Origin of the sequence: Sphingobium sp. TB-6 (assembly GCF_012927365.1) — a bacterium.
Classification (GTDB): domain Bacteria; phylum Pseudomonadota; class Alphaproteobacteria; order Sphingomonadales; family Sphingomonadaceae; genus Sphingobium.
The window spans coordinates 24,548-37,246 of the sequence record NZ_JABBGL010000026.1; the positions used below are offsets into that span (position 1 = coordinate 24,548).

General features: G+C 59.7%; 13 protein-coding genes. 12 read left to right on the forward strand and 1 reads right to left on the reverse strand.

What is annotated here, in order from left to right; translation table 11 throughout:
- Positions 1-19: 19 nt before the first annotated feature.
- The 11 genes from HHL26_RS21950 to HHL26_RS22000 all read left to right on the forward strand — a co-directional run bounded on the left by HHL26_RS21950 (position 20) and on the right by HHL26_RS22000 (position 10,384).
- Positions 20-1,045 (forward strand): phosphotransferase, encoded by a 1,026-nt coding sequence (locus tag HHL26_RS21950; RefSeq protein WP_169576719.1) that lies wholly within the window; start codon positions 20-22, stop codon positions 1,043-1,045.
- Between the two features lie 25 nt (positions 1,046-1,070).
- On the forward strand, positions 1,071-1,979 hold the full coding sequence (locus tag HHL26_RS21955) for an SDR family NAD(P)-dependent oxidoreductase (RefSeq protein ID WP_169576720.1): 909 nt from the start codon (positions 1,071-1,073) through the stop codon (positions 1,977-1,979).
- Positions 1,976-2,383, forward strand: a complete 408-nt coding sequence (locus HHL26_RS21960) for a heme-binding protein (RefSeq protein WP_082749252.1) — start codon at positions 1,976-1,978, stop codon at positions 2,381-2,383. The genes HHL26_RS21955 and HHL26_RS21960 overlap by 4 nt, the downstream gene beginning before the upstream one ends.
- 132 nt (positions 2,384-2,515) lie before the next feature.
- Positions 2,516-3,772, forward strand: coding sequence for a cytochrome P450 (locus tag HHL26_RS21965; protein ID WP_158511805.1), 1,257 nt, complete (start codon positions 2,516-2,518; stop codon positions 3,770-3,772).
- Complete coding sequence (locus HHL26_RS21970) at positions 3,773-4,882, forward strand: Gfo/Idh/MocA family oxidoreductase (RefSeq protein WP_169576721.1); 1,110 nt, start codon at positions 3,773-3,775, stop codon at positions 4,880-4,882.
- Complete coding sequence (locus HHL26_RS21975) at positions 4,879-5,517, forward strand: nuclear transport factor 2 family protein (RefSeq protein WP_066564658.1); 639 nt, start codon at positions 4,879-4,881, stop codon at positions 5,515-5,517. Before HHL26_RS21970 ends, HHL26_RS21975 begins: the two co-directional genes overlap by 4 nt.
- Complete coding sequence (locus HHL26_RS21980; RefSeq protein ID WP_066564655.1) at positions 5,514-6,746, forward strand: CoA transferase; 1,233 nt, start codon at positions 5,514-5,516, stop codon at positions 6,744-6,746. The genes HHL26_RS21975 and HHL26_RS21980 overlap by 4 nt, the downstream gene beginning before the upstream one ends.
- A complete protein-coding gene (locus tag HHL26_RS21985; protein ID WP_169576722.1) occupies positions 6,743-7,663 on the forward strand; it encodes a hydroxymethylglutaryl-CoA lyase in 921 nt (306 codons plus the stop codon). The genes HHL26_RS21980 and HHL26_RS21985 overlap by 4 nt, the downstream gene beginning before the upstream one ends.
- Positions 7,660-9,066: a 3-isopropylmalate dehydratase large subunit gene (gene leuC, locus HHL26_RS21990; protein WP_066564650.1), complete on the forward strand. Its 1,407-nt coding sequence runs from the start codon at positions 7,660-7,662 to the stop codon at positions 9,064-9,066. Before HHL26_RS21985 ends, leuC begins: the two co-directional genes overlap by 4 nt.
- Entirely contained in the window at positions 9,066-9,692 is a 627-nt protein-coding gene (gene leuD, locus HHL26_RS21995; protein ID WP_066564647.1) for a 3-isopropylmalate dehydratase small subunit, read from the forward strand. Before leuC ends, leuD begins: the two co-directional genes overlap by 1 nt.
- A gap of 83 nt (positions 9,693-9,775) precedes the next feature.
- Entirely contained in the window at positions 9,776-10,384 is a 609-nt protein-coding gene (locus tag HHL26_RS22000) for a VOC family protein (protein ID WP_240962547.1), read from the forward strand.
- A 76-nt stretch (positions 10,385-10,460) separates the two neighbouring features.
- Here HHL26_RS22000 and HHL26_RS22005 read toward each other — a convergent pair whose 3' ends face one another.
- Complete coding sequence (locus HHL26_RS22005) at positions 10,461-11,339, reverse strand: LuxR C-terminal-related transcriptional regulator (protein ID WP_066564645.1); 879 nt, start codon at positions 11,337-11,339, stop codon at positions 10,461-10,463.
- A gap of 149 nt (positions 11,340-11,488) precedes the next feature.
- Here HHL26_RS22005 and HHL26_RS22010 point away from each other — a divergent pair, with 149 nt between their 5' ends.
- Positions 11,489-12,661, forward strand: a complete 1,173-nt coding sequence (locus HHL26_RS22010; protein ID WP_066564642.1) for an alpha/beta fold hydrolase — start codon at positions 11,489-11,491, stop codon at positions 12,659-12,661.
- Positions 12,662-12,699 lie beyond the last annotated feature (38 nt).

A 12,699-nucleotide genomic window follows, 5' to 3' on the forward strand; every position in this document is an offset into this window, starting at 1 on the left:
CGGCGCCACTGTCGGTGGCGTGTCGATCGTCAAGTCGCACGAATATGGCGACGGAGATGTTTCGACATCGGCGCGGGCTACGGCAACACTTGATTATTCGGATGGTTCTCCGGCTGACCTGCCCCGTGACGTCATCCTTAAGTTATCCTTCGATCCGCGCAAAAAGGGCACGGATGCGTGGTACTGTCAGCTCGACGGATTATTCGCGAATGAGGTAAATTTCTATAACCGCATAAGGCCGTCCCTTGCCATCGAGGCCCCGGGCTCGCTTGGTGGCTACTTCGATCGGGCGACGAAGCGCTACCTGCTAATCATGGAGGACGTCACGCAACGGGGGGCGACCTTCCCGAGCAATCTCGATGCGGTGGGCGTCGAGAATGTAAAGCGCATACTCGACGCCATCGCCAAGGTTCATGCGACCTTTTGGGAAAGCGACCGGTTCGTTGGAGATATGGCCTGGGTCGAAACCCATCTCCGCGGCGGCGTGGAAGACCATATGCGAAGCGTCATTCCTGAAGAAGGCATTCGCAGTCAGTTGGAGCTTCACAAATTCAAGCGGGAATTGCTGGAGCGGCTGGGTACCACCGAACGCGAACTGTTCGCGGGCATGTGCGCGAACAAGCAGCATCAGGCAACCTTGCCGCAGACGTTGCTCCATGGGGATCTTCATATCGGCAACACCTATCGCATGCCGGACGGCAGTGTGGGTCTGCATGATTGGCAGTTATGCGTGAAGGGCTTCGCGCTTCACGACGTCACCTATATCATCAACACCGCGTTATCGATTGCGGAGCGACGCGCGTATGAGCGGGCTTTGCTTGAATATTACCGCGACAAGCTGATCGAATTGGGCGTGCGGACACCTCCCTCACCCGAAGTGCTCTGGACCGAGCATAGGCGCGCGGCCCTCTGGACGCTGTATATCGGATGGTTGACTTGTCCGCCGGAAAGCTATGGCTGGGAGACAATGGCCGTGGCGCTGCTCCGGGTCTCCACCGCGGTCGAGGACCATGGTACGCTTGCTCTCGTTAGAGAATCGCTGTGAGGCTGATGCGCCAGGGAAGGCAGCTTTGACCGCGCCCGCCGCCCTCGTGATCGGTGGGAACGGGGGGATGGGCCTGTCGGTCACGAAAGCGCTACTGGAGGCGGGCTACCAGGTGGCTGCAACCGTTTCGCGCCCCGAAGCGATCTTCCCCTTCTCCAAGGCATTCCCAGACTGCGCGGCGCTGGAACATGCCGACCTTTCCCATCCCGAGGAGCTCCGGGCGCAAGTCGAGCGTCTGATAAGCAAACTCGGGTCGTTGAACGCAGTCGTCATTTGCGCTGCCGTGGCACCCTTCGCTCCGGCCGAAATGACCCCCTTGGACGTGTTCCGTCGTACGATGGAGATCAACTGTCTCTCCAATCTCGCTGTCTATCAGGCATGCCTGCCCGCGCTCAGGCGGACGCGGGGTCGCATCATATTGACGGGGTCCTGGTCGGGTGTCGTCGCGACACCCGTAATGGCGAGTTATGTCGCTTCCAAGTTTGCACTCGAAGGGTTGGTCGATGTCATGCGGCAGGAGGCGAGCGCCTGGGGCGTCGATGTCGTGCTTATGCAGCCGGGCGCTCTTGATACCCAGATGATGCGGCGCAGCCAGGCATCGCTCGCGCAGGTGATAACCCATCTGCCGGAGGAAGAGGCAGCCCTTTACGGGCGGCTTTACCGACAGATGAAGTACAGGGCTGACGAAGGTCTGGCTGCCGAGAAATTTACCTCTCCCGATGCTCTTGCTGCGGTGGTGCTTCACGCCTTGAAGGTGAAGACGCCCGAAACGCGCTACCCTGTGGGGGAAGATGCGAAATATATGTGCGAGTTGGCACGCAGCAGGACAGACAGGGAAATCGACGCCTTCATCCTGGACATGTACCGGACGGCGCCGCTGGACGGAGAAGGTGAAGGCATGAGCACGGCGCCCTTGGCGGCGGGAGAGGAATGACTATGCTTTTTCGACCGCGTCTCACACCCGCCGAGATCGATGGGATCATGGCCAAAGCGCATGCGGCCGCAGCGGCAGGCGGCTTTGCGGTGACGATCTGCATCGTCGATGAAGGCGGCCATCTGCTGCGTCTGGATCGGCTTGAAGATGCGCCGCTCATCTCGTTGCGGGTAGCCGAGGGAAAGGCGCGCACGGCGGTAGAACTCAACATGTCCACCGCCGCGTTGGAACAAGCCGTCGCCGCTCTGCCGTCGATGACCGCGATAGCAGGAATTTATCCGTTTCGTGGGGGCATCCCGCTCCGGCAGGACGGGTATTGTGTCGGCGCCATCGGAGTATCGGGAGTGCTGCCCGATCAGGATGAGCAAGTTGCCCAGAGCGGTGCGTCCGCTCTGGCCGCATGATTAGTGCGCGCTGTCCCGGTGCTCGGTGACAGGCTGCATGCAGCGCGTCTGCTAGGACGAACCAGTAAGTTTTGAATGACGTCCGAACGACTTCGCAAGAAAGTCGGAACCGGCAGTCAGTGGAGCAGGAATATGGAAACCGTGAAGGATGACCTGGGTAGCTACACATCGGGTGAAGTGCAGCGATGCCCTTTCCCTTTCCTAAATCGGTTGCTGGAAGAAGCGCCGGTATACCGGGACCCCGGTACGGGGATGTACATCGTCAGCCGTTATGACGACATCAATTATGTCAACAGCAATCCCGGGATCTTTTCGAGCAAGACGCCGATCATGATCAACCGGCAGACGTCGGTGTCCGAAGAGGTGGCGAAGCGTTATCGCGAGCGCGGCTGGCCCGAAGAGCATGTGCTGGCGTTCGCCGACCCGCCGGAACACGGCCTTCACCGGGCATTGGTCGATAAAGTGTTCACGCCAAGCTATGTCAAGAAGCTTGAACCCTATGCGTTAAACCTCGTAGACGAGCTGATTGACGGATTTATCGAGCAGGGTGAGACCGACCTGAGTTCGGGATTTGCCGTTCACCTGCCGATGTACATTATTTCCGACCAGCTTGGCGTTGCCCGGGAAGATTATGAGCAGTTCAAGCTCTGGTCGACGGCTTGGGTGGATCGCAACGACCCCAACTGTCCTCCGGAGCGCGAGCTCATGCTGACGGATCGCATGATCGACATGCAGAATTATCTGGCGGCCCGCGCGCGCGAATATGAAGCGGCGCCCAATGACAATATGCTGAGCCGGCTCGTGCATGCGGAGGTGAACGGCGAAAAGCTGACGATGGGCCAGCTGCTGATGATCGCGCAGCTCATCCTTGTCGCAGGCAACGAGACCACGACCACGGGCATCACAAGCGCCATGTATATGATCCTGAGCGATCCGGCGTTGAAGGCGCGGCTGATCGCCGATCCCGCACTGATTCCGGCCGTGATAGAAGAGATGCTGCGCGCCCATGCCCCGGTGCCGCATCAATATCGCTATACGACGCAGGACACCGAACTGTGCGGTGTGGAGATCCCCAAGGGAACGGTGGTCCAAGTCAGCTACCTAGCGGGCAATTATGACAAGGCGAAATGGGAATGTCCCGAGAAGATCGACATCGACCGCAAGGGCGTTCGGAACCATCTGGCTTTCGGTCGAGGCATTCACTTCTGCGTCGGTAACCAGCTTGCGCGCATGGAGATGCGGGTGGCGATCAACCGCCTGCTGGAACGATTGAAGGACATCCGCATATCTGAAAATCATCCAGCACCAAGGTTTATGGAGCATTTCCAGATCCATGCGCTTGAAAGCCTCCATGTGAACTTCACGCCCGGTTCGCGGGTGGCCGGATAGATGCCTGGGACCGCAGCACCGCTAGGCGTTGGCATCATTGGATTGAGCGCCAAGGGAGGCTGGGCCGCCACGGCCCATTTCGAGGCACTTCGCGCCATGCCGGATCGTTTTGTGATCCGGGCGCTGTCCGCTTCGACGCCGGGCAGTGCTCAAGCCGCGGGTGAGGCTCATGACATTGGCTTCGCCACGGACGATCCTGCCATACTTGCCGCGCAGCCGGGCATCGACCTGGTGGTCGTCACCGTCAAGGTGCCGCATCATAAGGAACTGGTCGCTCAGGCCCTAAATCGGGGCAAGGCGGTCTACTGCGAATGGCCGCTCGGCAAGGATTTGGACGAAGGGCGCGCGATCGCGGCCTCCGCCGAGGAACGCGGCGTCAGAGCCTTTGTGGGCCTGCAGGGTCGGAGTGCACCGGCTATCCGCTACCTGCGCGATCTGGTCCGGAAGGGTTATGTTGGCGAGGTGATTTCGTCCAATGTGATCGGTGCGGGCGGATTTCCCTGGGGCGGTGCCGCCATGGCCGGCATGGCCTATGTGCTGGACGATACGAGCGGGGCGACGATGCTGAGCATTCCGTTCGGCCATATGGTCGACATGTTCACCTGGGTTCTCGGCGATTTCTCGCGCCTTCATGCCAGCCTGGCGACGCGCTACCCGTTGGTGAAGCTCGTCGATGCGGACGGGAGCGTTGACGCTACAGCTCCAGACCAGATTGCGGTCGGCGGTATATTGGACAGCGGCGCGGTCGTTGCGCTTCAGTATCGCGGAGGCGATGCGCCAGAATGTGGATTCCGTTGGGAAATCAACGGGAGAGATGGGGTTCTCATCGTGGAAGGCAACAGCGGTCATCTTCAATATGGCCATGTGCGGATAAGCGGTCGCCAAGGCACCGGGCCGACCGATGATCTGACCGTTCCGGCGCAATATCGGCTGCTGCCGACCGATCCCTTGGGATATTCCGACGCCGTCGCGCATGCCTACCGCGCGGTCCATGAAGACCTCACCACCGGTTCTTCGATCGCTCCGACCTTTGATGATGCCGTCAAAACTCACCGGCTGCTCGATCGCATCGAGCGCGCAGCAGACTGGAACCGGAGAAGCAGCATATGATGACGCTTGAGGAGATGCAGGAAAAGCTGACCTATCTTATGGATCGGCAGGAAATTCTGGACGTGGTGAACCGGTACTGCCGTGGCGTCGATCGTCTCGACAGGGAGATGGTGATGTCCGCCTATCATGAAGACGCGATCGACGATCACAACATGTTCGTCGGATCGCCGGACGAATTCTGGTCCTGGGTGCGCAAGATGCATTCAGAAAATCATAGCGCGACTCAGCACATGATCGGCAATCACCTCGCCTGGATCGACGGCGATGTCGCGCATTGTGAAACATATCTGTCCTATTCCGGCATGAACAAGACGGGAGCCCCGTTCAGCGCCATTGGCGGCCGCTACATTGACCGCATGGAAAAGCGGAAGGGCAAATGGGGTATCGTCGCGCGCGAATATATCGTGGACTGGGTGGCGCCTTCCATCAATACGGTCGAAGGATCGAAGACCCCGGAAGGCGGCGCAAATTACGATTGCCTGCAACCATTCGAGTTCAAGGTCGCCGAAACGGCTCCGCAGCCCAGCCGGGATCGCCTCGATCCATCCTATCGCCGGCCCCTTGAGATCGATCCCGACCGGATCAGCAATTACAAGGCGTTGAGCGGCGCTGCGAAGGATGCGGTGGGCGCATGAGCGACGAGCAGGGCGGCGAAGGGGGTGTCCTTTCGGGCATCCGCGTGCTGGAGATCGGCCATTTCGTTGCCGCGCCTTTCTGTACACGCCTGCTTGGGGATCTGGGCGCCGAGGTCATCAAGATCGAGCCGCCACAGGGGGATCCGGTGCGACAATGGGGCGCCCAGGTCAACGGGCGGTCGCTTTGGTGGTCGGTTCACGGGCGCAACAAGCGTAGTGTCGCGCTCGACCTCAAGACCCCCGCCGGTCGTCAGGTTCTGCTCGATCTTGTCGAGCACTGCGACGTAGTCGTGGAGAATTTTCGCCCCGGCCAACTCGCCAAGATGGGACTTGCCCCGGAGGTGCTGCGTGAGCGCCAGCCGGGGCTGATCGTCGCGCATGTTTCGGGCTATGGCCAAAGTGGGCCGGGACGCAATCAGGCCGCCTTCGGCGTGATCGGCGAAGCGATCGGTGGTATCCGACATCTGACGAACCATCCCCCCGGAACCTATGGGCTGCCGCCGGTTCGTGTAGGCGTCAGCATCGGTGACTCGCTGGCGGGACTATATGCCGCCTTCGGCATCGTCTCCGCCCTCTGGCGCCGGGAGAGTTTTGGCGCAGACCCCAGGTTTCAAATGGTGGACGTCGCGCTGACCGAAAGCGTGCTCAGTTTGATGGAGGGAATGCTTCCCGAATTTGGCGCATTGGGCAAGGTCAAGCAGCCGACGGGTGGCGCGATCGCCACCGCCGCGCCGTCCAACGCCTATCCGACAGCCGATGGGCAATGGATTCTCATCGCCGCCAATTCCGAGCCCCTCTTTGCCAAATTGCTGGGCATTATGGATCGAGCCGACCTTATCGACGATCCGCGATTCCAGGGAAATGCGCAACGTGTCCGCCACGCTTGCGAGCTTGACGCGCTGATCGAGGAATGGAGTCGTGGCCACGCGGCCGAGAGGCTCTCGAAGATGCTCGCCGACGCGGATATCCCGGCTTCGAAGGTCTACACGGCCGAGGATATCGCGCGCGACCCTCAATATCGTGCGCGCGGAATGGTACGCGAACTGGAGGATCCCCTGCTTGGGATGGTCCTTCATCCGGGCATCGTGCCGCATTTTCCCGACGGCCCGGGACAAGTGCGCAATACTGGTCCGGACATCGGTGCCGATAGCGAAACCCTCCTGAAGGATCTGCTGGGTTACGACGAAACACATATTCTCGAACTCAAAAGCGCCGGAGTTTTGAAATGAGCGCATCATTAGTTTCGATTGTCGAGGTCGGCCCTAGGGACGGCTTTCAGCCGATCGGTGAATTCATTCCCACCGCGCTAAAGGCATTGTTGATCGACATGCTTTATGACGCCGGCATAAGGCGCATGGAGGCGACGGCGTTCGTAAGCCCTCGCGCGGTCCCGCAAATGGCCGACGCTCCGCAATTGCTTGCCCATTGCGCGACGAAACCGGGCCTGGATATTCAGGTGCTCGTTCCCAGCCAGCGTCAGGCGGAGCGCGCGCTTGCCGCCGATGCACGGCACCTTGCCTTCGTGCTTTCAGTTTCGCCCAAGCACAATCAGAGTAATGTGTTGCGGACGCCGCAGGAATCTGTCGAAGATTTTCGGGCAATCGTTGCACTGCTCCCGCCTGACGCCAAGATTCGTCTGAACCTTGCCACCTCGTTCGATTGCCCGTTTGATGGCCCAGTCGATCCGGCTGCCACGCTCAATCTGGTCGAGGCACTGGCAAAGGTGTCGGCGGAGGCGGAATACTGCCTGTGCGATACGACTGGCCGGGTGACCCCGGACAGGGTTGGCGACCTTTTCCGAAGCGCGAAGGAACGTTTCCCGCAGCTTCGTCACTGGGCCTTTCACGGCCATGATACCTATGGCCTTGGTGTGGCCAACGCGCTGGCGGCGTTCAACGCGGGCGTGTCGGTGATCGACTCATCCTTTGGGGGGCTAGGCGGCTGTCCCTTCGCTCCGGGTGCGACAGGCAACGTTGCGACCGAAGATCTCATCTGGACGTTCGCAAAGATGGGGGTGGCTACAGGCATCGATCTGTCGCGCTTGCTGGAGGCGGCGGACAAAGCCGCGACCCTCCCTGGCGCTTGTGTCGGCGGGCGGGTTCGTGACGCGCTGAATGCACAGACACGCCGGGAGGAAATGGCGTGACCGGCAAGCCCCGCACTCTCTTCGAGAAAATCTGGGAAGCGCATGCGATCCTGGAGCTTGATGATGGATCGTGGCTGCTCCAGATCGATCGCCATCTGATCAATGAGGTCACCAGCCCGCAGGCTTTCGAGGGACTTCGCACAGCGGGTAGGCAGCTTCCGTATCCGCAACTGACGATAGCGGTTGCGGATCATAATGTGCCCACCGAAAATCGCGACAGGCCGATCTCGGATCCCGACAGCAGACTTCAGGTAGAGACGCTCGAACGGAACGTCGCGGAGTTCGGCGTGCCGTACGTTCCGCTGCGCAGCGAGGCGCAAGGCATCGTTCACGTCATCGGCCCCGAACTAGGCCTGACGCTTCCCGGCATGACGATCGTCTGCGGGGACAGTCATACCTCCACCCATGGCGCCTTCGGCGCCTTGGCCTTCGGCATCGGCACGTCGGAGGTGGAGCACGTCCTTGCTACCCAGACCTTGCGGCAAAAGTGGGCACGCACCCTGCGCGTGCAGGTCGAGCATGCCCTACCCATCGGCACTACGGCGAAGGATCTCGTCCTTTATATTATCGGCAAGCTTGGGACCGCTGGCGGAACCGGCCATGTGATCGAATATGTCGGGCAGGCGATTACTGACCTAGACATGGCCGGGCGGATGACCGTGTGCAACATGTCGATTGAAGCAGGCGCCCGCGCTGGCCTTATCGCGCCCGACAGCAAGACCTTTGCATGGCTGGAGGGCAGGCCCAGCGTTCCGGCTGGGGCAGCCTTTCAAGAAGCGACGGATCGCTGGCTGGAGTTGCGGTCCGACCCCGGCGCCACGTTCGACAAGGAGCTGCTCGTGGATGCCAGGGAGGTTGCACCTATGGTGACATGGGGCACCAGCCCGGAAGCCGTAATCCGCATCGATGAGGCGATACCCTCGATCGAATCGCTGGAGCTTGGGAAGCAGGATCAGGCGCGTACCATGCTCGATTATATGGGGTTGCGGCCGCGGCAGGCGATCATGGGCGTGCCGATCGATGTCGTCTTTATCGGCAGCTGCACAAATGGGAGGATCGAGGATCTGCGCAGCGCTGCGGCGATCGCGGCTGGGCGTCACGTGGCTAAAGGCGTGCGCGCGCTGGTCGTGCCGGGTTCCGGCAGCGTCAAGCGTCAGGCTGAAGAGGAAGGGCTTGCCGATATATTCCGGGATGCGGGATTTGAGTGGCGGGATGCTGGATGTTCGATGTGCTTGGGGATGAATCCCGATCGCTTGTCGCCTGGGCAACGCTGCGCTTCCACCTCCAATCGCAATTTTGAGGGGCGGCAAGGGCCTGGCGGTCGAACGCACCTCATGTCGCCGGCCATGGCAGCGGCAGCGGCAGTGGCGGGGTCGATCACCGATGTCAGGACCTATTTTTGATGCGGAAATTCACGGAACTTGACGCAATCGCGGCCTCTCTGCCACAGGACAATGTCGACACTGACAAGATCTTGCCGGGCGAATTTCTCAAGACGGTCAGCCGCGCGGGGCTGGGCGCCGCCCTGTTCGCACGCATGCGCTACCGCGAAGATGGGTCCGAAAATCTGGGGTTCATCCTCAATCGCGACCCCTGGCGGAATGCGGGCATCCTGATCGCCGGGCATAATTTCGGCTGTGGCTCAAGTCGGGAGCATGCGCCATGGGCGCTGATCGACTTTGGGATCAGCGTAATTATCGCGAAAAGCTTCGCGGACATCTTTTACAATAATTGCTTCAAGAACGGGATCCTGCCGATCATCCTCGAGTTACAGGAACACGAACGCTTTCAGCGCCTCGCCGAAATCCCTGCCACCGCCCGCATGAAGATCGACCTTGTCCGGCAATGTATAGAAGCCGATGGCGCCTATGTTTCAGCGTTCGACATCGACGCTGGCCGCAAGGCTGCGCTCTTGGAAGGGGTTGACGAGATTGGCGAGACATTGAGACGCCAGGAGCAGATTGATGCATGGAGGCGACAAAATGTGAGCATCGGCGAGATGCCAGCAATATCCGTCGCCCGCGAGTAGCGGATCGGTCCCGCGACTTGGGGACAGCGGCCTGCGGAGCTTTTCATTATCAGCAACCTGTTCCCAACCAGAGAGGAATTTCCATGGTTATGTCCGCCGAGACGGCGGTTGCCGATCCTTCGGCACGGCTCACTCCGCACATGCTTAGTCATGCAGCTTGGGTGACGCATGATGTCGAAGCGACTGCCGATTTCTACATGAACATCATGGGCATGGAATTGGCAAGTACGGTCATCGACGACACAATCCCTTCGACTGGCGATCCGTTTCCCTATTTTCATATCTTCTTTCGGATGAAAGATGGGTCCACGATCGCCTTCTTCGAGGCTCCTGGATTACCGGCACGTCCCCCTGTGTCTCATCCTGCCTATGACATATTCGATCATATCGCATTGCAAGCGGAGACGCGCGAGGAAGTCGATCAGTGGCACCGATGGCTTACGAGCAAGGGCATTGAGGTCGTGGGGCCGACCGATCACGGGGGCTTGATCTACAGTATCTATTTCCGGGATCCCAACGGCCTTCGTCTCGAAATCACCTATCCGACCGATCCAGATTGGAATCGCCACTCCGCCAAGGGACAGGCCGACCTGACTATGTGGAACGAAGGCAAAAAGCTCGCCATTGCAGCCGGACGGGATGTCAGTCAAGCGATGACCGAGCTGATCGCCGCGCGACGCCGAAAGCCTTGAAGATTACCGTCTAACTGATGCTTCAAGTACATGCTAAGTTATCTGCCGGCCCCGGACCAAGGGGGCCGGCATTATGCTATGAAGTGGACGCTATCTCCTCTGGCTTCCACGACAGCGGAGCGGGTTCGCGGGTGGCGCGATCCTGCCAGTGGCTCCATAGATCCAGGTACCAGAGCAACAGTTCCCGCTGGGTTGCGATACCCAATCTCTGATAGGTCCGCTTCCGGTACGTCATCACGGTTTCCTCGCTGATGTTGAGCTCGAGCGAGATGCCGACAGTGGACATGCCGTAGATGATACGGCTGCAGACTTCCGCCTCGCGCCTCGGGAGCGATGAGGCGCATGCAGAGATGCAAGTTTCGATTTCGTGAAGGGACGTGAGGGCGACCGATATGTTGGGTCCGTCCCAAGTGATACTGATATGCTTGGCGAGGAGAGCGAAAATTGTTCCTGCGATCGACTGCACCCCGTTGATATCGGAACTAGTGAATGGGCCTGCATCGGAGGAGCGCAGTACGCTTAGCCCAACGATGTCATCGCCCCAGCGGGAACAGATGAGCAGGCGATCGCCGATATCCGGCTGGCCGTAGACGATGTCGCGTAGAACGTCGTCGCCAAGATGGGCGATATCAGTACGGACGAACGCCTCATCTTCGGACGAGAGGCGGAGCTTGGCTTCCGTAAGGGTAGGATCTCGGCGCCACAGGCCTTCCTTGAGATAAACGCCGACCTGCCGATGGGCGGTGTCGGAACCGTCCATGCTGGCCGCCGTCACTTCGATCAAATTGTCGGCGGTCAGGTGAAAAACCGTGGCGTGCTCGGCCCCGCAGGTATCATTGAGGAGCGTCAGCAGCTTTACGCCAAACTGTTTCTGTCCGATGGACATTATCAAGGCGGGAAAATTCGCGGCAAGCTTGTGAAGCGCTAATTCCGGTAAGGCGGTCCAAAAAGGCATAGTCTCTCCGTTGAGCCATGCCGATTTTTTGCTTTTTGGTCCCGCGCAGTAGGGACACGAGCACGCCTGGCTTCCTGCTACATCCTAGGCATCGATACACAGATTCACAAGGCCGAAAGGCTTTTGAAGCAGGAAGGCACGGTTCTTGCATGCCGCATGCGCACGAAATCACCTTTGAATGGGTCCACATCCACTACGATGAGACGCAAAGTTTCACCGAAACCTATGGTTTCGCAGGCAATCAAGGTGCTGTGAACCTCGAGGGAATCCTCATCCGACCCGCCGGCATTCCATGCGAAACGTTGCAGATCTACATGCATCCGGCTTCAACGCTGCAGCTCCTTCCAGTACCCAGGGAAGCTGCACGTCGGGGAGCCCATGTCCTGTGCGCTGGCAGCCGATACGCGCGGAACGACACCGCCTGCATATTGGAGAATGTCCTCCTCGATCTCGGGGCGTATATCCGGCACGCCAAATCGGTATGGGGATACAAGCGCATCGTCCTTGTAGGCTGGAGCGGTGGCGGATCGCTGTCCCTCTTCTACCAATCGCAGGCAGAATCACCGACTATCACCCACACGCCGGCAGGCGATCCTCTGGACCTTACGAAAGCCGGCCTGATTCCCGCTGATGCGGTGGTGTTCCAGGCGGCGCATAGTTCGCGGGCCAAACTTCTGCTCGATATCATCGACCCTTCGGTAATCGATGAGCGCGATCCAGATGTGCGCGACCCTGCACTCGATATCTATGCGGGAAAGCTCGAGCCTCCTTATTCGGCCGAGTTCATCGCCCGATATCGTGCGGCACAATTGGCGCGGGTTCGCCGGATCACCGAGTGGGTGAAGAGCACGCTTGAACGCTTAAGGACCGCAGGTGGAGCGGAAAAGGAGCGGGGGTTTGTCACGCACCGGACACTTGCCGATCCTCGCTTTCTGGATGCGACCCTCGATCCCAATGACCGGCCGATCGGCCGATGCTATCTGGGGGTGCCAGAAACTGTGAACAGCGGTCCGGTTGGGCTCGCGCGTTTTTCCACTCTGCGCGCCTGGCTCTCGCAATGGTCGATCGATGATACCAACGCAGAAGGAGTTGCGAACGCCGCGCGGATTTCTGCGCCGCTCCTCTTCATAGAAAACACGGCCGACGATGCGGTCCCTCAGTATCACTGTCGGTCCGTTTATGAGGCGGCTACGTCTACGGACAAGCAGCACATCGTGATCGAAGGGGCGACTCACTACTATGTGGGACAACCTCAACATCTCGAACGCGCGACTTCACTCACGCAGGACTGGCTTGCGGAGCGGGAGATCTTAGGGCGCTAAACTGGGCTAAATTGCTTTGGAAACTTACATCTTTGTCG

Excerpts from the sequence above, each read along its gene's own strand:
- HHL26_RS21960 (WP_082749252.1), top strand. The coding sequence starts at position 1,976 with ATGACTATGCTTTTTCGACCGCGTCTCACACCCGCCGAGATCGATGGG.
- HHL26_RS21965 (WP_158511805.1), top strand. The coding sequence starts at position 2,516 with ATGGAAACCGTGAAGGATGACCTGGGTAGCTACACATCGGGTGAAGTG.
- HHL26_RS21970 (WP_169576721.1), top strand. The coding sequence starts at position 3,773 with ATGCCTGGGACCGCAGCACCGCTAGGCGTTGGCATCATTGGATTGAGC.
- HHL26_RS21975 (WP_066564658.1), top strand. The coding sequence starts at position 4,879 with ATGATGACGCTTGAGGAGATGCAGGAAAAGCTGACCTATCTTATGGAT.
- HHL26_RS21980 (WP_066564655.1), top strand. The coding sequence starts at position 5,514 with ATGAGCGACGAGCAGGGCGGCGAAGGGGGTGTCCTTTCGGGCATCCGC.
- HHL26_RS21985 (WP_169576722.1), top strand. The coding sequence starts at position 6,743 with ATGAGCGCATCATTAGTTTCGATTGTCGAGGTCGGCCCTAGGGACGGC.
- leuD (WP_066564647.1), top strand. The coding sequence starts at position 9,066 with ATGCGGAAATTCACGGAACTTGACGCAATCGCGGCCTCTCTGCCACAG.
- HHL26_RS22000 (WP_240962547.1), top strand. The coding sequence starts at position 9,776 with ATGGTTATGTCCGCCGAGACGGCGGTTGCCGATCCTTCGGCACGGCTC.
- HHL26_RS22005 (WP_066564645.1), bottom strand. The coding sequence starts at position 11,339 with ATGCCTTTTTGGACCGCCTTACCGGAATTAGCGCTTCACAAGCTTGCC.
- HHL26_RS22010 (WP_066564642.1), top strand. The coding sequence starts at position 11,489 with ATGCCGCATGCGCACGAAATCACCTTTGAATGGGTCCACATCCACTAC.